This is a genomic window from Streptomyces sp. NPDC046716 (genome assembly GCF_040645755.1).
Taxonomy (GTDB): domain Bacteria; phylum Actinomycetota; class Actinomycetes; order Streptomycetales; family Streptomycetaceae; genus Streptomyces.
Genome location: NZ_JBEYYU010000044.1, coordinates 42,905 through 62,373 on the forward strand (window position 1 = coordinate 42,905; position 19,469 = coordinate 62,373).

The following is a 19,469-nucleotide window of genomic DNA, read 5'->3' on the forward strand; positions in this document are numbered from 1 at the left end:
CGCATGCTCTCAGAACAGAGCTTGTCAGATCACGGGAGGTCGGCCCAGTCGGGTCAGCCGCCACACCGTGCGCCACTTCATGGGGCGCCGCGGGCCGCAGGGGCTGGTCCAGCCCTCCTTGAACCCGCCGAACCAGGCCTTGAGGGCGGGACCCGAGGGACGTCGGGCCAGGGTGAGGAGCAGCCAGACGCCCAGGTAGACCGGGATCAGGGGCGCGGGCAGATTGCGACGGGCGAGCCAGACCCGGTTGCGGGCCACCATGCGGTGGTAGACCGCGTGCCGGGACGGGGCCGTCGTCGGGTGGTGCAGCACCATGTCGGCGCGGTAGTCGATCAGCCAGCCGGCGTCGAGGGCCCGCCAGGCGAGGTCGGTCTCCTCGTGGGCGTAGAAGAACTCGCCGGGCAGAGCGCCGACCTCGTCGATGACCCGGGTGCGGCAGGCGTTGGCGCCGCCGAGGAAGGTCGTCACGCGCGAGGAGCGCATCGGGTCGGCCGCGCGCAGCCGCGGGACGTGGCGGCGCTGGGTCTCCCCGGTGTCCGGGTCGGCGATCCGGAAGCTGACGATGCCGAGCTTCGGATCGGCGGCGAAGGCCTCCCGGCACTTCTGCGCGGTGTCGGTCAGCGGCAGCAGGCCGTCGTCGTCCAGGAACATCAGGATGTCGACGTCGCCGCCGGAGGGGCCGAACGCCTCGATGCCGACGTTGCGGCCGCCGGGGATGCCCAGGTTCTCGGGCAGCTCCACGGTCCGCACGCCCTCGGGGACCTCCGGGACCGGCGAGCCGTTGCCGACCACGACCACCTCGACGGGGTCGCCGTCCTGCTTGGCGACCGAGTCGAGGAGCGCGCGCAGCTCGGCCGGGCGGTTGCCCATGGTGATGACCACCGCGCCGACCTTGGGCGTAGGTGCCGGGGTGCTCACTTCAGCCTGCTCGAAGCGAGGATCGACACGAGGTGGAGCAGGGTCTGGAGGAGCGCGATGCCCGCCAGGACGGCCACACCCAGGCGCGTGAAGAAGAGATCGCCGCGGATCTGGTCGACGATCGCGAGGACAAGGATGAGCAGCGTCGCCTCGATGCCGAGGATGAGCCGGTGGAACTTGAACGCGGCGGCGGCCCTGCGGGCCAGCGCCATGCCGGAGGAGCGCATCTCGGACGCGGACTCCTTGACCTGCTCCTTGCCGGTGGCCGCGCGGGCCAGGCCGACGAGGTCCGTCTCGGCCTTGATCATGATGGCGCCGAGCGCGGCGAGCGTGCCGAGGAAGGCCCACAGCCAGTCGATCCGGCCGGTGCCCCACAGATCGGCGGCGCGCAGGCCGAAGCCGACGAGAACGGCGGCGTCGGTGAGGTACGCGCCGACGCGGTCCATCCAGACGCCGGCCAGCGAGTACTGCTTGCGCCAGCGGGCGATCTCGCCGTCGACGCAGTCGAGCAGCAGGTACAGCTGGACGGCGATCACGCCGAGGACTGCGCCCCAGATGCCCGGGACGAGCAGCGCGGGGGCGGCCAGCACACCGCAGACGGTCATCAGGTAGGTCAGCTGGTTGGGCGTGACCTTGGTGTTCACCAGGTGGCGGTCGACACGCAGCGAGACCTCGCGCATGTAGAGCCGGCCCATCCAGTGCTCACCGCTCCGGCGGTCCTTCACCCCGGCGGGGTGGACGACCGGGCGGAGCTCAGCTACCGATGGCTTTTGCATAGTCGGCGTAGGCGTCCCTGATCTGGTCGGTGGACAGGTCGAGATGTTCGAGGATCGTGTAGCGGCCCGGACGGGTCTGCGGAGCGAACTCCACGACCTTCACGAACTCGTCCACGGTGAAGCCGATCTCCTCGGGCAGCACGGGCAGCCCGTGCCGGCGCAGCACCTCGGTCATGTAGACGGACTCCGCGTGGGCACCGCGCAGGTGCATCGCGAAGGCCGCTCCCAGACCGCACTGCTCGCCGTGGCTGGCGGCGCGCTTGGGGTAGAGGAGGTCGAAGGCGTGGTTGATCTCGTGGCAGGCGCCGGACGCCGGCCGTGAGTCGCCCGACACCGACATGGCGATACCGGTCATGACCAGGCCCTCGGCGAGCACCTGGAGGAAACCGTCGTCACCGATGCCGCCGGGGTGGCGCAGCACCGCCTCGCCGGCCTGGCGGGCCATGGCGGCGGCCAGGCCGTCGATGTCCTCGCCGCGCTCGCGGGCGGCGAGCTCCCAGTCCGCGACCGCGGAGATGTTGGACAGGGCGTCGCCGATGCCGGAGCGCACGAAGCGGACCGGCGCCTCACGGATGATGTCGAGGTCGATGACGACCGCGATCGGGTTCGGCACGCCGTAGCTGCCGCGGCCCGCGTCGTTGTCGAGGGTCGCGACCGGCGAGCAGAGGCCGTCGTGCGACAGGTTCGTCGCGACGGCGACCAGCGGCAGACCGACCCGGGCCGCGGCGAACTTGCCGCAGTCGATGATCTTGCCGCCGCCGAGACCGACGATGGCGTCGAAGCGGCCCGCCTTCTTGATGTCGTCGGCCAGCTTGACGGCGTCGTCGAGCGTGCCGCCGCCGACCTCGAACCACTCGGCCGTGGGCAGCGAGGGCTCGAGACGGGCCCGCAGGGCGGCGCCCGAGCCACCGCTGATCGCGATGGCCAGGCACCCCTGCGACGACGAGATCCTCTGGTCGGCGAGGACCGTGGCCAGGTCGTTGAGCGCCCCCGGCCGGATGTCGACGACGACCGGCGAGGGAATCAGCCTCGTCAGTACTGGCACGCGATCTCCCGTGCCTTGGCGAGGTCGTCGTGGTTGTCGATCTCGACCCAGCTGACGTCGCCGATGGGCGCGACGTCGACCTTGAAGCCGCGGTTGACGAGCTCCTGGTAGCCGTCCTCGTAGTACAGCTGCGGGTCGCGCTCGTACGTGGCCTTCAGGGCGTCGGCCAGCTCGTCGGCGGCCTCGCCCTCGATGAGGGTGACGCCGATGTACTCGCCGGTGGCCTCGGAGGGGTCCATCAGCTTCGTGATCTTCTGGACGCCCGCCTCGGGGTCGGCGACGACCTTCATCTCCTCGTCGCCGAGGTCCTTGACGGTGTCCAGGGCGAGGATGATCTTCTTGCCGTCGCCGCGGGCGGCGAGCAGCGTCTTCTCGACGGAGACCGGGTGCACGGTGTCGCCGTTGGCGAGGATCACCGTGTGCTTGATGGCGTCACGGCCGCACCACAGGGAGTAGGCGTTGTTCCACTTCTCGGCGACGTCGTTCTCGATCAGCGTCAGCTTCAGGCCGTACTTCGCCTCGAGCGCCGCCTTGCGCTCGTAGACGACCTCCTTGCGGTAGCCGACGATGATGCCGACCTCGGTGAGGCCGATCTCCGCGAAGTTCTTCAGGGTGAGGTCGAGGACGGAGAGCTCGTTCTCGGTTCCCTCGCCCACGACGGGCACGAGCGCCTTGGGAAGCGTCTCGGTGTAGGGGCGGAGCCGGCTGCCGGCGCCGGCGGCCAGGACGAGGCCGATCATGCGGGTTCTCCTTCATCGTGTACGGCGGGTGCTCCAGCAGAGACCCAGAAGCGGATGCTCTCGGCGAGCACCACGAGTGCCACGAGCACGGCGAGGGCCGTGAGCGCGACGGTGAAATCTGTGGGCGTGAGCAGGGCGGCCACCGCTGTGACCACCAGCGTGCGGCCCTCGTGCCCGCCGATCGCCCGCACGAGCCAGTGCGGGGGTGCTCCGGCGTCGCCACGGATGCGGTACACCGTGTCGTAGTGATGGTAGGCGACCGCCGCCACCAGACCGAAAGCCGCGGGCAACGCTCCGTTCACGTCCGCGCGGGCCGCGAGGACCAGGATCGTCAGGTACTCGGAGGCCCGGAAAATCGGGGGGACGAGCCAGTCGAGGGCGCCCTTGAGGGGGCGGGCGACGGCGAGCCCGGACGTGACGCAGTACACGGCCGCGGCGAGGACGGGCCAGCCGCTGCCGAAGCCGGTGAAGGCGCTCACCGCGACGACGGCCGCGCCGCCGAGGGCGGCGACGACGGGGGCCGCGGCGCCCTTGCCGACCCGGGCGACCGCCTGCGCGAGCGGGCCGGAGTCGGCCAGCTCGGCCAGGGCCCCGGCGGCGCGGTCGGTGCGGCGGGCCTTGCGGGTCAGCGAGCGCAGGACGCGGCCCGCGGTGGTGTAGCAGGCGGCGAGCGCGCAGCCCACGAGGAGGACGTAGAAGGTGATGCGCGGGGTGGTGAGCGCCGTGAAGAGCGCGATGAGCGCCCAGCGTTCACCGATCGGCAGCACTATCATCCGGCGCACCCAGACCGTCCAGCCGACGCTGTCGAGCTTGTCGGAGAGGGCGGCGGTGGGGCTGGTGTTGGCGTCCGCGTCGTGGTTCGCCTCGTTGAAGGAGAAGTCGACGACGTGGCGGCAGGTCTGGAGGACCATCGCGCCGAGGGCGAGTGCCCACACGTCGTCGCCGGTCGCGTTGGCCGCGCCGAGCGCGAGGCCCGCGTAGTAGGCGTACTCCTTGGCGCGGTCGAAGGTCGCGTCCAGCCAGGCGCCGAGGGTCGAGTACTGCAGCGAGTAGCGGGCGAGCTGCCCGTCGGTGCAGTCCAGGACGAAGGAGAAGAGCAGCAGCAGGCCCGCGGCGACGAAGCCGGGGCGGGTGCCGGTGGCCGCGCAGCCCGCCGCGATCAGCGCGGTGAGCAGCGACGCGGTGGTGACCTGGTTCGGGGTCAGGCCGCGGCGTGCGCACCAGCGCGCGATGTAGCGGGAGTACGGGCTGACGCAGTACGTGGTGAAGAACCCGTCGCGCGCCTTGACGGCGGTGCGCAGCCGGATCGCCTCGTCGTCGACGGCGGCGACGCGCTGGCGTGCTTCGTTGCGGGCCTGCGGGTCGTGCGGCACGGCGGCGACGAGCTCACCGAGGACGGGGCGGTGCACCGCGGTGCCGGCCGCCTCCAGGCTCTTGGCGACGGCGTCGGGCGCGATGCCGTTCTCCGCGACGGCCCGGCTCAGCGCCTGTCGGGCGGCGGGCTGCGCGGAGACCGCGCCGGGGACGGCCGAGGCGGCGAAGCGGGGGTCGGTGAGGCCGAGGCGCAGGGCGTGGGCATGACCCACGAAGCCCGCGTCGACGACCGCGACCCGCTGGTCGCCGGGGACGGCCGCGAGCGCTGCTCGGGCGTCCGCCGCGTCCGGGGCGAGCCGCACGTCGAAGCCGAGTGCCCGCAGATCGCCCTCCAGGGACGACCCGGGAACCGGCTGACCGGTGACGATGGCGGTCGACAGACGAACTCACTCCTTGGGTGCCGACGCGAGCGCGCCGGGCTCATGCACGAAGGGGGCGCCCCGCACCCTTGCACCCCTGTTCGACGGGGCTGGGCCGGGCGGCATGTCGGCAGAGGCTATCGGATGATCTGAAGCGGACGTTCACCGCCCGTTTACGGCCCGATTAGCCCCTGTCTCACGCGATCCGCGTTGCCGAGACCGCCCCGTCATCATTGTCGATCAAGGGCCCGGGCCACAAACCCGGGCCGGGGCGTGACCGGCTTAGGGTGGTGCGTCATGACATGGCTGATCACCGGCGGAGCCGGATACATCGGGGCACACGTCGCACGGGCGATGGCGGCGGCGGGCGAGCGCGTCGTCGTGCTCGACAACGTGACGTCGGGGGTGCCCGACCGGTTGCCGCAGGAAATCCCGCTGGTGCGCGGCTCGGCGACGGACGCGGAGCTCGTGGGCCGGGTGTGCGCCGAGCACGAGGTGGCCGGTGTCGTGCACCTGGCCGCGCAGAAGCAGGTCGGTGAGTCGGTCGAGCGGCCGGAGCTGTACTACCGGGAGAACGTCGGCGGGCTCGCCACTCTTCTGGAGGCGGTCGCCGCGGCGGGTGTGCGCCGGTTCGTGTTCTCCTCGTCGGCCGCCGTCTACGGCAACCCGGACATCCCGGTCTCGGACCTGATCACCGAGGAGACGCCGTGCGCTCCGGTGAATCCGTACGGCGAGACGAAGCTCGCGGGCGAGTGGCTGGTGCGGGCGGCCGGGCACGCGCACGGGATGGCGACGGCCTGTCTGCGCTACTTCAACGTCGCGGGCGCGGCCGAGCCCGCGCTCGCCGACATTGGGGTGTTCAACGTGATCCCGATGGTCTTCGACCGGCTCACGCGGGGCGAGGCCCCGCGGATCTTCGGCGACGACTACCCGACGCCGGACGGCACCTGTGTCCGTGACTACATCCATGTCGCCGACCTCGCCGAGGCACATCTGTCCGCGGTGCGCCGGCTCTCCAGGGCGGACGCGAGCGGTGATCTGACCCTGAACATCGGCACCGGCCAGGGTGTTTCCGTACGCGAACTGGTCGACGTGATCGCCGAGGTCACGGGCGATCCCAGGCCCGCGCTCGTCGAGCCGCGCCGGCCCGGTGACGCGCCGCGCGCGGTGGGGTCGTCGGCGCTGGCCGAGAAGGAGCTGGGCTGGTCCGCGACGCACAGCGTGCGCGAGATGGTCGCGTCGGCCTGGGCCGGCTGGTGCCTGCGGCATCCCGAGGCGCGCGCCGACTGATCGCGCCACCGTTCGGCGAGGCTCACCGAAACCGCATCTGCGCAGGTCACAGCAGATGACAACGGTGTTCAGTGCACTGTTTGCGGATACCCCCCACCCGTAGTTCACTGTGATCGCCGCCCCGGCTCGGGGCGGCGCGGCGAGCCGATGCGGAGGGTGGTGCGGTTCCATGGGCGCCGGACACGATCACAGCCACGGGGCACCGGCGGGGACGGCCGCCTCCGCCCACCGGGGGCGGTTGCGGGTCGCACTCGGCATCACGGTGACCGTGATGGTGGTGGAGATCGTCGGTGGCCTGGTGGCCGACTCGCTCGCCCTGATCGCGGACGCGGCCCACATGGCGACGGACGCGCTGGGGCTCGCGATGGCCCTGCTGGCGATCCACTTCGCGAACCGCCCCGCAGGCGAGCAGCGCACGTTCGGGTACGCCCGCGCCGAGATCCTGGCCGCGCTCGCCAACTGCCTGCTGCTTCTGGGGGTGGGCGGCTACGTCCTGTACGAGGCGGTTCAGCGCTTCATGGAGCCGGCCGAGACCGCGGGCGGTACGACGATCGTCTACGCCCTGATCGGCCTGGTCGCGAACATGATCTCGCTCTCCCTGCTGGTGAAGGGCCAGCAGGAGAGCCTGAACGTGCGGGGCGCCTTCCTGGAGGTCGCCGCGGACGCCCTCGGGTCCGTCGCGGTGCTCGTCTCCGCGACGGTCATCCTCACCACGGGCTGGCAGGCCGCCGACCCGATCGCGTCGCTGGTCATCGGCCTCATGATCGTCCCGCGTACAGTGAAGCTGCTGCGGGAGACCCTGGACGTCCTGCTGGAGTCCGCGCCCAAGGGCGTCGACATGGCCCGGGTCAGGGAGCACATCCTGGACCTGCCCGGGGTGGAGGACGTCCACGATCTGCACGCCTGGACCATCACCTCGGGCCTGCCGGTGCTCTCGGCGCACGTGGTCGTCTCCTCGGAGGCGCTCGGCAGCCTCGGGAACGAGAAGATGCTGCACGCCCTCCAGGACTGCCTGGGCGGCCATTTCGACGTCGAGCACTGCACGTTCCAGCTGGAGCCCGGCGGTCACGCGCAGCACGAGGCGAGGCTGTGTCATTGATCACGCCGGGCCGCACAGACGTCCGACGCGCGAGACATGCGGGACGCGGCGCGGAGCGTGACGGTGCGTCGCGTACGGCAGACTTGGGGGCAGAGGACCGAAGCGAAGGATGGGTATGCCGACCACACCTGCCACCGCGGCGAACAACGCGTCGAACGGCACCGGAGAAGCGATCTTGCTCGAACTCGTCGACGAGGACGGCAGGACGATCGGCACCGCGGAGAAGCTCGCCGCGCACCAGGCGCCGGGACAGCTCCACAGAGCCTTCTCGGTCTTTCTCTTCGACGAGCAGGGGCGCCTGCTGCTCCAGCAGCGTGCGCTCGGCAAGTACCACTCCCCCGGCGTGTGGTCGAACACCTGCTGCGGCCACCCGTACCCGGGCGAGGCGCCGTTCGCGGCGGCCGCCCGGCGCACCTTCGAGGAGCTGGGTGTCTCGCCGTCGCTGATGGCCGAGGCCGGCACCGTGCGCTACAACCACCCGGACCCCGATTCGGGCCTGGTGGAGCAGGAGTTCAATCACCTTTTCGTGGGAATGGTGCAGGCCCCGCTGAACCCGGATCCGGAGGAGGTCGGGCAGACCGCTTTCGTGACCGCGGGCGAGCTGGCCGAGCGACACGCCGAGGATCCGTTCTCGTCGTGGTTCATGACCGTGCTCGACGCCGCCCGCCCGGCGGTCAAGGAGCTGACGGGGCCCGCCGCGGGCTGGTGAGGCTCAGGCCTGCGCCGGTTTGAGGGGCAGGGCGGCCCAGATCACCTTGCCCCCGCTCGCGGTGTGCTCGACGTCGCAGACGCCGCCCGCCTCCGCGGTGATCTCCCGTACGAGGAGCAGCCCGCGGCCACCGGTCTGCCCGCTGGTGGCCTCGAGGGCCGTGGGGCGGTAGGGGTGGTCGTCCTCCACGGAGACCCGCACCCACTCCGCGCCGACGGCGACCTCGACGGCCAGCATCGGGGAGAGCAGGGCGGCGTGCTTGACCGCGTTGGTCACCAGCTCGGAGACGATCACGAGCAGCCCGTGCACCAGGTCGTCCGGCGCGGGCACGCCCTGCCGGGCGAGCAGTTCGCGCACCGCCCGCCGGGCCTGCGGGACCGACGCGTCGACCGCCTGCGCCGTGAACCGCCACACCCCCTCGTACGGCAACGGCCCGCCCGCGGCTTGCTCGGGGGGCGCGCTCCCGTGGTCGTTCATCGTCCGGTCCCCGCCCTTGCGCTCGATTGTCACCACGCTCTGAGTGTTGAGAATCCGCTGGTCCGGACCGCCGGACTGACCAGAAGTCAGCGACTATCGGTGGAATTTGACCGTCGCCGCATGACAGCGGCGGATGTCTGACCGATCCTGTCCCGGTTGTTCCACTTTCGAGGGCTCTTCAGTTTGAAGTACGAGAGGGCGGGCTGGATAGCATCCGCCACATGTCCCCTGCACCGTCCCTCACGCACACGGTGACCGACGCGGTCGCCACCGTCGTCATCGACCACCCGGCCCGGCGCAACGCCATGACCGACACCATGTGGGCCGCGCTGCCGCCGCTGCTCGACGGCCTGGCGGCGGACCCGGCCGTCCGCGTGCTCGTCCTGACCGGCGCCGGGGACACCTTCTGCGCCGGGGCGGACATCTCCACGCTCGGCGGGGACGCGGGCGCCGCGCAGGAACTGGCCGTCGCCGCCGAGGAGGCCCTGGCCGCCTTCCCGAAGCCGACCCTGGCGGCGGTCCGCGGCTTCTGCGTGGGCGGCGGCTGCCAGCTGGCGGCCGCCTGCGACCTGCGGTTCTCGGCCGAGAACACGCTGTTCGGGGTGACTCCGGCGAAGCTCGGGATCGTCTATCCGGCGTCCTCGACCCGGCGGCTCGCGTCGCTGGTGGGCCCGGCCACCGCCAAGTATCTGCTGTTCTCCGGCGAGTTGATCGGGACCGAGCGGGCGCTGCGCACCGGCCTGGTCGACGAGGTGCTGGCCGAGGCGGAGCTCGATGCGCGGGTGGCCGATTTCACGCGCGTCCTCGTGGGCCGCTCGCAACTGACGCAGGCGGCCGCCAAGGAGTTCGCGGCGGGCCGCACCGACCGGGACGCCCACTGGGCGGAGCAGGCACGCGGCAGCGGCGACACCGCGGAGGGCGTCGCCGCGTTCCTGGAGCGCCGGGCGGCACGCTTCAGCTGGACCGCGACATCCTGAGCCGGGCGGCTCCCCGGTATCGCCATCCGTACCGACCGGTCGGTAACGTACGGGCATGACTCCTGACCCGCGCCTGCGCACAGCCCGTCGCTGCCACAACGTGCTCAATCCGTTTCACTCCACGCACTACTTCTCACCCGATCTGGGCCGGGAAATGGCCGCCCTCGGTGTCGCGGACCGCAATGCCGCCTACTTCGCGGCACGTTCGGCGCCCATGGGGGCCGTCGGCGCCGGCACGGTGACGGCCGCCTTCTACAACTTCAAGCACGACCTGGTGGCGCGGCACGTGCCCGCGGTGTGGCAGGCCGCCTCGCCCGAGGACGTGCTCGCCGCACGCGCGCGTGCCGTCGACACGACGCTGCGCCGGCTGATCGGCGAGGAGGCGCTCGCCTCCGCGGAGATGGCCGAGGCCGCCGAACTCGCCCTGCGCGCGACCGAGGCCTGCACGCGCCACGCCCGGCCGCTGTACGCCGCGCACGCCGATCTCCCGGTCCCCGAGCAGCCGCACATGGCGTACTGGCACGCGGCCACGCTGCTGCGCGAGCACCGGGGCGACGGCCATCTCGCCGCCCTGCTCGGCGCCGGTCTCGACCCGGTGGAGGCGTTGGTCAGCCATGTCGCCACCGGCAAGGGCATGGCCCCCAAGTTCCTGCTCGCCACGCGCGGCTGGACCCGCGAGGAGTACGACGCGGCGGCCGAGCGGCTGCGGGCGCGGGGCCTGCTCACCGGGGACGAGGAGCTGACGCTCACCGAGGAGGGCGCGCGGCTGCGGGCCGGGATCGAGACGCTCACCGACGAGCTGGACCGGGCCCCCTACGAGCACCTCGGCGACGCCGGGGTGGCCCGCCTGACCGAACTGGCGACCGGGTTCATCGGCACCGCGCTCGGCAACGGCGCCTTCCCGCCGGACCTCATCGGCAGGGCCGCCTGAGTCCCTGCCGGTCGGCGCCCTGATCCCCCGTTGTCGGTGTCACCTGCCACAATTGCCGCGCAACCTCATTCGACTTAGGCGGTACGGGATCGTGGCGACACCCACTCTTGGGTCCATCGAAGGCAGGATTGCCGAGGAAATCGGCGTACGGGAGCGGCAGGTGAAGGCTGCCGTCGACCTCCTTGACGGCGGTTCGACGGTGCCCTTCATCGCTCGTTACCGCAAGGAGGCGACGGAGTCGCTGGACGATGCCCAGCTGCGCACCCTGGAGGAGCGGCTGCGGTATCTGCGCGAGCTGGAGGAGCGGCGCACCGCCGTGCTCGACTCGGTGCGCGAGCAGGGCAAGCTGACCGACGAGCTCGAGGCGCGGATCCTCGCCGCGGACACCAAGGCGCGGCTGGAGGACATCTATCTGCCCTTCAAGCCGAAGCGGCGCACGAAGGCGCAGATCGCGCGCGAGGCGGGCCTGGAGCCGCTGGCGGACGGCCTGCTCGGCGACCCGTCGGTGGATCCGGCGGCCGCCGCGGCCGCGTTCGTGGACGCCGACAAGGGCGTCGCGGACGCGCAGGCCGCGCTCGACGGCGCCCGCGCGATCCTCGCGGAGCGCTTCTCGGAGGACGCCGACCTCATCGGCGAGCTGCGCGAGCGCATGTGGGTGCGCGGCCGGCTCGCGGCGAAGGTCAAGTCCGGCAAGGAGGAGGCGGGCGCCAAGTTCGCCGACTACTTCGACTTCGCGGAGCCCTTCAAGGAGCTGCCCTCGCACCGCGTCCTGGCGATGCTGCGCGGCGAGAAGGAGGACGTGCTGGAGCTGGTCCTGGAGCCCGAGGAGCCGGTCGAGGACGGCGGCCCGAGCTCGTACGAACCGATCGTCGCGGACCGGTTCGGGATCAGGAACCAGGGGCGTCCGGCCGACAAGTGGCTCCAGGACACGGTCCGTTGGTCCTGGCGCACCCGCATCCTCGTGCATCTCGGCATCGACCTGCGGATGCGGCTGCGCACGGCCGCCGAGGACGAGTCGGTCAAGGTGTTCGCGGCGAACCTGCGGGACCTGCTGCTCGCCGCCCCGGCGGGCACGCGCGCGACGCTGGGCCTCGACCCCGGTTTCCGTACGGGCGTGAAGGTCGCGGTCGTCGACGCGACGGGCAAGGTCGTGGCGACCGACGTCATCCACCCGCACGTCCCGGCGAACCGCTGGGACGAGGCGGTCGCCAAGCTGGCGAAGCTGTCCAAGGAGCACGCGGTCGACCTGATCGCGATCGGCAACGGCACGGCGTCGCGCGAGACGGACAAGCTCGCCGGTGAACTGATCACCAAGCACCCGGAGCTGAAGCTCACCAAGGTGATGGTGAGCGAGGCGGGCGCGTCGGTGTACTCGGCGTCCGCGTTCGCCTCCCAGGAGCTGCCGGACATGGACGTGTCGCTGCGCGGCGCCGTGTCGATCGCCCGGCGCCTCCAGGACCCGCTGGCCGAACTGGTGAAGATCGACCCGAAGTCGATCGGTGTCGGCCAGTACCAGCACGACCTGAGCGAGGTGAAGCTCTCGCGCTCGCTGGACGCGGTGGTCGAGGACTGTGTGAACGGGGTGGGGGTGGACGTGAACACCGCGTCCGCGCCGCTCCTCGCGCGCGTGTCCGGCATCGGCGCCGGTCTCGCGGAGAACATCGTGGCGCACCGCGACGCCCATGGCCCGTTCGGCAACCGCAAGGGCCTCAAGGACGTGGCCCGGCTCGGCCCGAAGGCGTACGAGCAGTGCGCGGGCTTCCTGCGCATCCGGGGCGGCGACGACCCGCTGGACGCGTCGTCCGTGCACCCGGAGGCGTACCCCGTCGTGCGGCGGATGGCGAAGTCCACCGGCGGTGAGGTCGGTTCGCTGATGGGCGACACCGGGACGCTGCGCTCGCTCAGGCCGGCCGACTACGTGGACGACACGTTCGGGCTGCCGACCGTGACGGACATCCTGAAGGAGCTGGAGAAGCCGGGGCGCGACCCGCGGCCCGCCTTCAAGACGGCCACCTTCAAGGAGGGCGTGGAGAAGATCTCCGACCTGGAGCCGGGGATGATCCTGGAGGGCGTCGTCACGAACGTCGCCGCGTTCGGGGCGTTCATCGACATCGGCGTGCACCAGGACGGTCTCGCGCACGTGTCCGCGCTGTCGCGGACGTTCGTGAAGGACCCGCGCGATGTCGTGAAGCCCGGTGACATCGTGAAGGTGAAGGTGCAGGACGTCGACGTGCCGCGCAAGCGCATTTCGCTGACCCTGCGGCTCGACGACGAGAAGGCCTCCGGCCCGGAGCGCGGGGGGCGCGGCGGTGATCGTCGGCCGCCGCAGCAGAAGTCCCGTCAGGGTGGGCGTGGTGGTTCCGGTGGCGGGGGCAAGGGGCGGCCCGCTGCCGCGCCGGCCAATTCCGCCATGGCCGACGCGTTGAAGAAGGCCGGGTTGGCGTAGCGCCGGTCGGGTGGGTGGGGAACTGCGGGTTCGTTGTGGCTGAGCGCGCAGTTCCCCGCGCCCCTTACGGGGCGCTCATCCTGCCCGCGTCCATTTCGAGCCGGCGCGTCGTGGTGATCGCGTTGAGCATCCTGCGGTCGTGGGTGACCAGGAGCAGCGTGCCCTTGTAGGACTCCAGGGCCGATTCGAGCTGCTCGATCGCCGGCAGGTCGAGGTGGTTCGTCGGCTCGTCCAGGACCAGGAGGTTGACGCCCTTGCCCTGGAGCAGGGCGAGCGCCGCCCTGGTGCGTTCGCCCGGGGAGAGGGTCGCCGCCGGGCGCAGCACGTGGTCCGCCTTGAGGCCGAACTTGGCGAGCAGGGTGCGTACCTCGGCCGGTTCGGTGTCGGGGACCGCGGCGCCGAACGCGTCGAGCAGGGCCTCCGGGCCGTGGAACAGCGCGCGGGCCTGGTCGACCTCGCCGACCACGACGCCCGGGCCGAGCGCCGCATGGCCCTCGTCGAGCGGGATCCGGCCGAGGAGGGCGGCGAGCAGGGTGGACTTGCCGGAGCCGTTGGCGCCGGTGATCGCGACGCGGTCCGCCCAGTCGATCTGGAGCGTGACCGGCCCGAACTCGAAGTCTCCGCGCCTCAGTCGAGCGTCGCGCAGGGAGGCGACCACCGCGCCGGACCGCGGTGCGGCCGCGATCTCCATGCGCAGTTCCCACTCCTTGCGGGGTTCGTCGACGACGTCGAGGCGCTCGATCATGCGCTGCGTCTGGCGCGCCTTGGCGGCCTGCTTCTCGCTGGACTCGCTGCGGAACTTGCGGCCGATCTTGTCGTTGTCGGTCGCCTTGCGCCGGGCGTTCTTGACGCCCTTGTCCATCCAGGACCGCTGCATCTGGGCGCGGCCTTCGAGGGCAGCCCTCTTGTCGGCGTACTCGTCGTACTCCTCGCGCGCGTGGCGGCGGGCGACGTCGCGCTCCTCCAGATAGGCGTCGTAGCCGCCGCCGTAGAGGTTGATCTGCTGCTGGGCGAGGTCGAGTTCGAGGACCTTGGTGACGGTGCGGGTGAGGAACTCGCGGTCGTGGCTGACGACGACGGTGCCGGCGCGCAGGCCGCGGACGAACTCCTCCAGGCGCTCCAGGCCCTCCAGGTCGAGGTCGTTGGTGGGCTCGTCCAGGAGGAAGACGTCGTAGCGGGACAGCAGGAGCGAGGCCAGGCCCGCCCGGGCGGCCTGGCCGCCGGAGAGCGAGGTCATCGTCTGGTCGAGGCCGACGCGCAGGCCGAGCTGGCCGGCGACCTCCTCGGCCCGCTCGTCGAGGTCGGCGCCGCCCAGGCCGAGCCAGCGCTCCAGGCTCACCGCGTAGGCGTCGTCGGCGCCGGGGGTGCCGTCGACCAGTCCCTGGGTGGCCTCGTCCATGACCCGCTGGGCCTCGGCGACGCCGGTGCGGCGGGCGAGGAACTGGCGGATCGTCTCGCCGGGGCGGCGCTCCGGCTCCTGCGGCAGATGGCCGACGGTCGCGGTCGGCGGGGAGAGCAGCAGCTCGCCCTCCTCCGGGGTGTCGAGCCCGGCGAGGAGGCGGAGCAGGGTGGACTTCCCCGCTCCGTTGGCGCCGACGAGGCCGATCACGTCGCCGGGGGCGACGACGAGGTCGAGTCCGGCGAACAGGGAGCGGTCGCCGTGGCCCGCGGCGAGGTTCTTGGCTACGAGGGTGGCAGTCATCAGGGCGTTGATCCTAATCGCGGGCTTCGGGGCGTGCGACGTGGCCTGCGGCGAGGTCGGGGCCGCTGGAGCGACTGCCGGGGGACGGCGCCGTCCGCGCGTGCGGGTGCGTCGTGGCGGGGCGCGCAGTTCCCCGCGCCCCTGAAGGCGTCAGCGTGCCATCGGGGCCACCAGCACGCTGCCGGTGGTGCGGGCCACGAGGAAGGATTCCCCCTTCGTCGCCTTCCTGTCGAGGGAGATTCGGTGCCGGCCGGGGTCGAGCACCGCGTCGAAGAGGTCGTGGATGTGGGTGCGCTGCAGGCGGTCGAGGCGGTAGGCGGTGAGCTGGACGCGGCAGGTCGAGGTGACGTCGAGGCCCGCTTCGCCGTCGGCGGCGACGAGCCGGGCGAGCCGGCGCCGGTCCGCGGGGCCGCGGTCGAGGGCGCTCTCGATCTGCGCGACGAGCAGCGGGATGATCGGGGCGAGCCCGTCGACGTAGGCGATGTCGGCACCGGCGCGGTCGAACTCGGCGCGGACGGCGGCCCGCCGCGACTCGTCGACGGCACGGCCGAAGGCGACCGCGCCGTAGCCGCGCAGCTCCTCCGGGGGCACTCCGGTCGCGTCCTGGGTGATGTCCGCGCCGATGCCGATGGTGCGCAGGGCGGCGGCCAGCCTGGCGAGGACGGCGACGCGGGCGCCGATGAGCAGGACCCGCCGACGGGTGGCGGCGGGTCCCGCGGGGCTTTCGAGCAGCCGGCCGAGTTCGGCGCGGTACTCCTCGCCCCGGAAGCGGAACGGGCCTATGCCGTGGTAGCCGTTGAGCTCCAGGTCGGCCCGTTCATCGGTCTGCCAGGCGAAGTCGCGCCAGACGTAGTCGTCCTGATCGTGGTCCGCCCGCTCGATGACGGCGGTGACGGCTCCGCACTCCAGCCCCTCGCACTCGGGGCAGCCGTAGATGATGTACCGGCCGTCGGACAGGGGTGCGTCGGCCTCCAGGAGGAGGCTTCTGACGTGGGCGGTGAAGATGGCGGGCGGGATGTCGGCGGCCAGCGGAGAGACCGCGTCGAGGTCGGAGAGCCGGAACAGCAGCGGGCGACCGTCGACGATGAAGTCCAGGAAGTCCCGGTGGACCTGGTAGTCACCGTTGGACAGGACTCCCCCGGCGCGCATCGCCGGGGCCAGGCCGAAGGTCGCGTACTCGGCAGACATGGTGTGAGTATCCCCACCCGGCGGGCGTGTTGAGCACGGCATGACACATTCCGCTACCGTCCCGGCGTGAACAGTGATGTGAACGGTGACGTGATCGTGGTGGGCGGCGGGGTCATAGGGATGTCCACCGCGCTGGTGCTGGCGCGGGCCGGGCGGCGGGTGCGGGTGTGGTCGCGGGATCCCGCCGAGCGCACCACCTCGGCCGTCGCGGGCGCGCTGTGGTGGCCGTACCGGATCGACCCGGTGGAGCGGGTCGGTCCGTGGTCGCTGCGGTCGCTGCGGCGCTACGAGGGCTGGGCGGAGCGCCCGGACGAGACGGGCGTACGGATGGTCGAGGGCGTACACGAGGGTGTCCGGCTTGCCGGTCTCGGGGCGTGGGCCGGTGAGGTGGCGGGGCTGCGGGAGACCGGCGAGGGGCTCGCGGCGCGCCTTCCGCTGATCGACATGCCGGTCCATCTGGCGTGGCTGCGGGGCGAGTTGGCGGCGTCGGGCGTCGAGGTGGAGCGGCGCGAGGTGCGCTCGCTGGACGAGGCCACGGCGGTGGCCGGGGTGGTCGTGAACTGCACGGGGCTCGGGGCGCGGGAGCTGGTGCCCGACGTGTCGCTGCGGCCGGTGCGCGGGCAGTTGGTGGTCGTGGAGAACCCCGGCGTCCGTACGTGGTTCACCGCCGCCGACGAGGCGTCGGACGCCACGACGTACTTCTTCCCGCAGCCGGCCGGGCGGCTGCTCCTCGGCGGCACCGCGCAGGAGGACGACTGGTCCCTCGACCCGGATCCGGCGGTCGCGGAGGGGATCGTGCGGCGGTGCGCGGCGGTGCGCCCGGAGATCGCGGGCGCGCGGGTGGTCGAGCACCGGGTGGGTCTGCGTCCGGCGCGCCCCGCGGTGCGCATCGAGCGTGAAGTCGACGGTGCGGGACGGCTGTTGGTGCACAACTACGGGCACGGCGGGGCCGGGGTGACCGTCGCGTGGGGGTGTGCGGAGGAGGCGGCGGGGCTGGTCGCGGGCTGAGCCTCACCGCACCGGACCTCACCGCACCGGGCCTCACCAGCCGACGTCCACCACGTGTTCCAGCGCGGCCACCACGTCCTCCATGACGTGCGTGGGCGCGTACCCCTGCTCCTGCCAGGTGCGGCCGCGCGCCAGCCAGACCGACCGCAGCCCGAGGGCGGCCGCGCCCGCGATGTCGGTGTGGATCCCGTCCCCCACGATCCAGGCCTGCCGCAGGGGTCGGCCCGCGGCCGCCGCGTGGAAGATGTCGGGGGACGGTTTCTCGTGGCCCACGGTCTCGGAGACCGTCCAGCCGTCGACCAGGGCGTCGAGGCCGGTGCGGCGGATCTTCCGGGTCTGCTGGAGCGTGCGGCCGTTGGTGACGACGAGGGCCGACCAGCCGGCCCGGGCCGCCTCGACGAGTGCGGTGCGGACCGGGTCGGCCAGAGTGACACGGTCCGCCGCGCCCCGGTCGAGGACGTCCTGGACGGCGGCGGGCGGGACGTCGTTCCGATAACGGTGCGTCATGGCCCGGGCGACAATCGAGCGCGTCGTGTACCCATCGCCGTCGATCGACATGATCCACGCCAACTCATCGTCCGGCAGGCCGTGTTCGGCGAGGAAGGCCGCCATCGCGGAGCGGAACGCGGCGTCCCGGTCGATCAGCGTGTTGTCGAGGTCCACGAACAGCAGGGGCATGCCCCGGAGTAGAGCACGCCCCCGCCCGGAGGTCCTACTGCTTTCCGTGGTCCCCGATGGGGTCGCCCGCGGTCTCCGGGCCGTCGCCCGGGCCGATGCGGATCTCGAAGTCGCCGCCGTACTTCTCGTGGCCGGCGACGACCGCCGCCTCGACGACCTCGAGGCCCATGTCGCCGCGCACGATGAGCGGGTCCTGGCGCAGGTCGCGCATGAGGGCGACACACATGCCGATCATGACCAGGGTGAAGGGGGCCGCGACGAGGATCGTGAGGTTCTGCAGACCGGTGAGCGCGTTGTCGGAGCCGTCGCCGATGAGGAGCATCACCGCCGCCACGGCGCCGGTCACCACGCCCCAGAAGACGACGACGAACCGGCCGGGTTCGAGGGCGCCCTTCTGGGAGAGCGTGCCCATGACGATCGAGGCGGCGTCCGCCCCGGACACGAAGAAGATGCCCACCAGGATCATCACCAGGATGCTGGACGCCGTGGCGATCGGGAACTCGTGCAGCACTCCGAAGAGCTGGGCCTCCGGGGTGTCCGCACCGCCCAGCTGGCCGTGCTCCTGCATCTTCATCGCCGTACCGCCGAAGATCGCGAACCAGACCAGGCTGACCGTGGACGGGACCAGGATGACGCCGCCGACGAACTGGCGGATGGTGCGGCCGCGGCTGATGCGCGCGATGAACATGCCGACGAAGGGCGTCCAGGAGATCCACCAGGCCCAGTAGAAGACCGTCCAGCTGCCGAGCCAGTCGGCGACGCCCTTGCCGCTGGACGCCTCGGTGCGGCCGATGAGCTGGGGCAGTTCGCCGAGGTAGGCGCCGAGCGAGGTGGGGAGCAGGTCCAGCACGATGATGGTGGGGCCCGCGACGAAGACGAAGACGGCGAGGATCAGCGCGAGCACCATGTTGGTGTTCGACAGCCACTGGATGCCCTTCTCGACACCCGAGACGGCGGACGCGACGAACGCGACCGTCAGCACCGCGATGATCGTCACGAGGAGGCCGGTGCTCGCCCTGTCCATCCAGTTCAGGACCTCGAAGCCGGAGCCGATCTGCAGCGCGCCGAGCCCGAGGGAGGCGGCGGAGCCGAACAGCGTCGCGAAGATCGCGATGATGTCGATGACCCGGCCCCAGGCGCCGTGGGCGCGCTCCTCGCCGATGAGCGGCACGAAGACGGAGGAGATGGTCTGACGGCGGCGTCTGCGGAAGGTGGAGTAGGCGATGGCGAGGCCGACCACCGCGTAGATCGCCCAGGGGTGCAGCGTCCAGTGGAAGAGGGTGGTCGCCATGGCGGTCTCCATGGCATCGGCGGCGTCCGCCGGGTCGGTGCCCGGGGGCGGCGTCGTGAAGTGCGCGAGGGGTTCGCTCACTCCGTAGAACATGAGGCCGATGCCCATGCCCGCGCTGAACATCATGGCCACCCAGGAGACCGTGCGGAACTCGGGCTCCTCGCCCTCCTTGCCGAGGGTGATCTTCCCGTAGCGGCTGACGGCGAGCCAGAGCGCGAAGACCACGAAGGCGGAGGCGGCGAGCATGAACGCCCAACCGCCGTTGTGGATAAGGCCGTTCAGAGCGCGCGTGGAGACGCTTTCGAGGCTGTCGGTGGCGACCGAGCCCCAGACCACGAAGGCCAGGGTGAGCACGGCCGTCACACCGAACACGATCCGGTCGGTGGCGGGGCTCCGACCGCCGGACGCGTCCTGGTCGGGGCCGGGTGCGCCGGTGGGTGGTTGCTGAGGGTTTGTCACCC

Annotated in this window: 17 protein-coding genes; 7 read left to right on the forward strand and 10 right to left on the reverse strand. The window is 72.0% G+C overall.

The window, feature by feature from the left end:
- Window positions 1–24: 24 nt before the first annotated feature.
- Genes ABZ930_RS28555 through ABZ930_RS28575 form a run of 5 tightly spaced genes read right to left on the reverse strand, consistent with a single transcriptional unit; the run spans window position 25 to window position 5,233 of the window.
- Window positions 25–870: a glycosyltransferase family 2 protein gene (locus ABZ930_RS28555; protein WP_361553744.1), complete on the reverse strand. Its 846-nt coding sequence runs from the start codon at window positions 868–870 to the stop codon at window positions 25–27.
- Window positions 871–914: 44 nt separating this feature from the next.
- Window positions 915–1,694 (reverse strand): CDP-alcohol phosphatidyltransferase family protein, encoded by a 780-nt coding sequence (locus ABZ930_RS28560; protein WP_361553671.1) that lies wholly within the window; start codon window positions 1,692–1,694, stop codon window positions 915–917.
- Entirely contained in the window at window positions 1,672–2,739 is a 1,068-nt protein-coding gene (locus tag ABZ930_RS28565) for an iron-containing alcohol dehydrogenase family protein (RefSeq protein WP_361553674.1), read from the reverse strand. Before ABZ930_RS28565 ends, ABZ930_RS28560 begins: the two co-directional genes overlap by 23 nt.
- Window positions 2,727–3,479: a phosphocholine cytidylyltransferase family protein gene (locus ABZ930_RS28570; RefSeq protein ID WP_361553677.1), complete on the reverse strand. Its 753-nt coding sequence runs from the start codon at window positions 3,477–3,479 to the stop codon at window positions 2,727–2,729. The genes ABZ930_RS28565 and ABZ930_RS28570 overlap by 13 nt, the downstream gene beginning before the upstream one ends.
- On the reverse strand, window positions 3,476–5,233 hold the full coding sequence (locus ABZ930_RS28575; protein ID WP_361553746.1) for a DUF5941 domain-containing protein: 1,758 nt from the start codon (window positions 5,231–5,233) through the stop codon (window positions 3,476–3,478). The genes ABZ930_RS28570 and ABZ930_RS28575 overlap by 4 nt, the downstream gene beginning before the upstream one ends.
- Window positions 5,234–5,509: 276 nt before the next feature.
- Here ABZ930_RS28575 and galE point away from each other — a divergent pair, with 276 nt between their 5' ends.
- The 3 genes from galE (at window position 5,510) to idi (ending at window position 8,310) form a co-directional block, all read left to right on the forward strand.
- Entirely contained in the window at window positions 5,510–6,502 is a 993-nt protein-coding gene (gene galE / locus ABZ930_RS28580; RefSeq protein WP_361553680.1) for a UDP-glucose 4-epimerase GalE, read from the forward strand.
- A 169-nt stretch (window positions 6,503–6,671) separates the two neighbouring features.
- Entirely contained in the window at window positions 6,672–7,601 is a 930-nt protein-coding gene (locus ABZ930_RS28585; RefSeq protein ID WP_361553683.1) for a cation diffusion facilitator family transporter, read from the forward strand.
- 115 nt (window positions 7,602–7,716) lie between these two features.
- Window positions 7,717–8,310: an isopentenyl-diphosphate Delta-isomerase gene (gene idi / locus ABZ930_RS28590; RefSeq protein WP_361553686.1), complete on the forward strand. Its 594-nt coding sequence runs from the start codon at window positions 7,717–7,719 to the stop codon at window positions 8,308–8,310.
- Window positions 8,311–8,313: 3 nt separating this feature from the next.
- Here idi and ABZ930_RS28595 read toward each other — a convergent pair whose 3' ends face one another.
- Complete coding sequence (locus tag ABZ930_RS28595; RefSeq protein ID WP_361553749.1) at window positions 8,314–8,787, reverse strand: ATP-binding protein; 474 nt, start codon at window positions 8,785–8,787, stop codon at window positions 8,314–8,316.
- A gap of 221 nt (window positions 8,788–9,008) precedes the next feature.
- Between ABZ930_RS28595 and ABZ930_RS28600 the strand changes: the two genes are divergently transcribed.
- The 3 genes from ABZ930_RS28600 (at window position 9,009) to ABZ930_RS28610 (ending at window position 13,141) form a co-directional block, all read left to right on the forward strand.
- A complete protein-coding gene (locus ABZ930_RS28600; RefSeq protein WP_361553689.1) occupies window positions 9,009–9,764 on the forward strand; it encodes an enoyl-CoA hydratase/isomerase family protein in 756 nt (251 codons plus the stop codon).
- A gap of 55 nt (window positions 9,765–9,819) precedes the next feature.
- Window positions 9,820–10,695 (forward strand): hypothetical protein, encoded by an 876-nt coding sequence (locus ABZ930_RS28605; RefSeq protein WP_361553692.1) that lies wholly within the window; start codon window positions 9,820–9,822, stop codon window positions 10,693–10,695.
- 91 nt (window positions 10,696–10,786) lie between these two features.
- Window positions 10,787–13,141: a Tex family protein gene (locus ABZ930_RS28610; protein WP_361553695.1), complete on the forward strand. Its 2,355-nt coding sequence runs from the start codon at window positions 10,787–10,789 to the stop codon at window positions 13,139–13,141.
- Window positions 13,142–13,205: 64 nt separating this feature from the next.
- On the opposite strand, the gene ABZ930_RS28615 is transcribed toward ABZ930_RS28610, so the two are convergent.
- Complete coding sequence (locus ABZ930_RS28615; RefSeq protein WP_361553698.1) at window positions 13,206–14,843, reverse strand: ABC-F family ATP-binding cassette domain-containing protein; 1,638 nt, start codon at window positions 14,841–14,843, stop codon at window positions 13,206–13,208.
- 150 nt (window positions 14,844–14,993) lie between these two features.
- Window positions 14,994–16,031 carry an oxidoreductase gene (locus ABZ930_RS28620; RefSeq protein ID WP_361553701.1) on the reverse strand — a complete coding sequence of 346 codons (1,038 nt, stop codon included), beginning with the start codon at window positions 16,029–16,031 and terminating at the stop codon, window positions 14,994–14,996.
- Between the two features lie 120 nt (window positions 16,032–16,151).
- Here ABZ930_RS28620 and ABZ930_RS28625 point away from each other — a divergent pair, with 120 nt between their 5' ends.
- Window positions 16,152–17,039, forward strand: coding sequence for an FAD-dependent oxidoreductase (locus ABZ930_RS28625; RefSeq protein ID WP_361553751.1), 888 nt, complete (start codon window positions 16,152–16,154; stop codon window positions 17,037–17,039).
- Window positions 17,040–17,072: 33 nt separating this feature from the next.
- Here the strand turns inward: ABZ930_RS28625 and ABZ930_RS28630 are convergent, their stop codons facing one another.
- Complete coding sequence (locus tag ABZ930_RS28630) at window positions 17,073–17,717, reverse strand: HAD family hydrolase (RefSeq protein WP_361553704.1); 645 nt, start codon at window positions 17,715–17,717, stop codon at window positions 17,073–17,075.
- Window positions 17,718–17,751: 34 nt separating this feature from the next.
- Window positions 17,752–19,380: a BCCT family transporter gene (locus ABZ930_RS28635; protein WP_361553754.1), complete on the reverse strand. Its 1,629-nt coding sequence runs from the start codon at window positions 19,378–19,380 to the stop codon at window positions 17,752–17,754.
- Window positions 19,381–19,469 lie beyond the last annotated feature (89 nt).

Excerpts from the sequence above, each read along its gene's own strand:
- galE (WP_361553680.1), top strand. The coding sequence starts at position 5,510 with ATGACATGGCTGATCACCGGCGGAGCCGGATACATCGGGGCACACGTC.
- ABZ930_RS28585 (WP_361553683.1), top strand. The coding sequence starts at position 6,672 with ATGGGCGCCGGACACGATCACAGCCACGGGGCACCGGCGGGGACGGCC.
- ABZ930_RS28570 (WP_361553677.1), bottom strand. The coding sequence starts at position 3,479 with ATGATCGGCCTCGTCCTGGCCGCCGGCGCCGGCAGCCGGCTCCGCCCC.
- ABZ930_RS28615 (WP_361553698.1), bottom strand. The coding sequence starts at position 14,843 with ATGACTGCCACCCTCGTAGCCAAGAACCTCGCCGCGGGCCACGGCGAC.
- idi (WP_361553686.1), top strand. The coding sequence starts at position 7,717 with ATGCCGACCACACCTGCCACCGCGGCGAACAACGCGTCGAACGGCACC.
- ABZ930_RS28560 (WP_361553671.1), bottom strand. The coding sequence starts at position 1,694 with ATGCAAAAGCCATCGGTAGCTGAGCTCCGCCCGGTCGTCCACCCCGCC.
- ABZ930_RS28630 (WP_361553704.1), bottom strand. The coding sequence starts at position 17,717 with ATGCCCCTGCTGTTCGTGGACCTCGACAACACGCTGATCGACCGGGAC.
- ABZ930_RS28600 (WP_361553689.1), top strand. The coding sequence starts at position 9,009 with ATGTCCCCTGCACCGTCCCTCACGCACACGGTGACCGACGCGGTCGCC.
- ABZ930_RS28605 (WP_361553692.1), top strand. The coding sequence starts at position 9,820 with ATGACTCCTGACCCGCGCCTGCGCACAGCCCGTCGCTGCCACAACGTG.
- ABZ930_RS28595 (WP_361553749.1), bottom strand. The coding sequence starts at position 8,787 with ATGAACGACCACGGGAGCGCGCCCCCCGAGCAAGCCGCGGGCGGGCCG.
- ABZ930_RS28555 (WP_361553744.1), bottom strand. The coding sequence starts at position 870 with ATGGGCAACCGCCCGGCCGAGCTGCGCGCGCTCCTCGACTCGGTCGCC.
- ABZ930_RS28620 (WP_361553701.1), bottom strand. The coding sequence starts at position 16,031 with ATGTCTGCCGAGTACGCGACCTTCGGCCTGGCCCCGGCGATGCGCGCC.
- ABZ930_RS28625 (WP_361553751.1), top strand. The coding sequence starts at position 16,152 with ATGTCCACCGCGCTGGTGCTGGCGCGGGCCGGGCGGCGGGTGCGGGTG.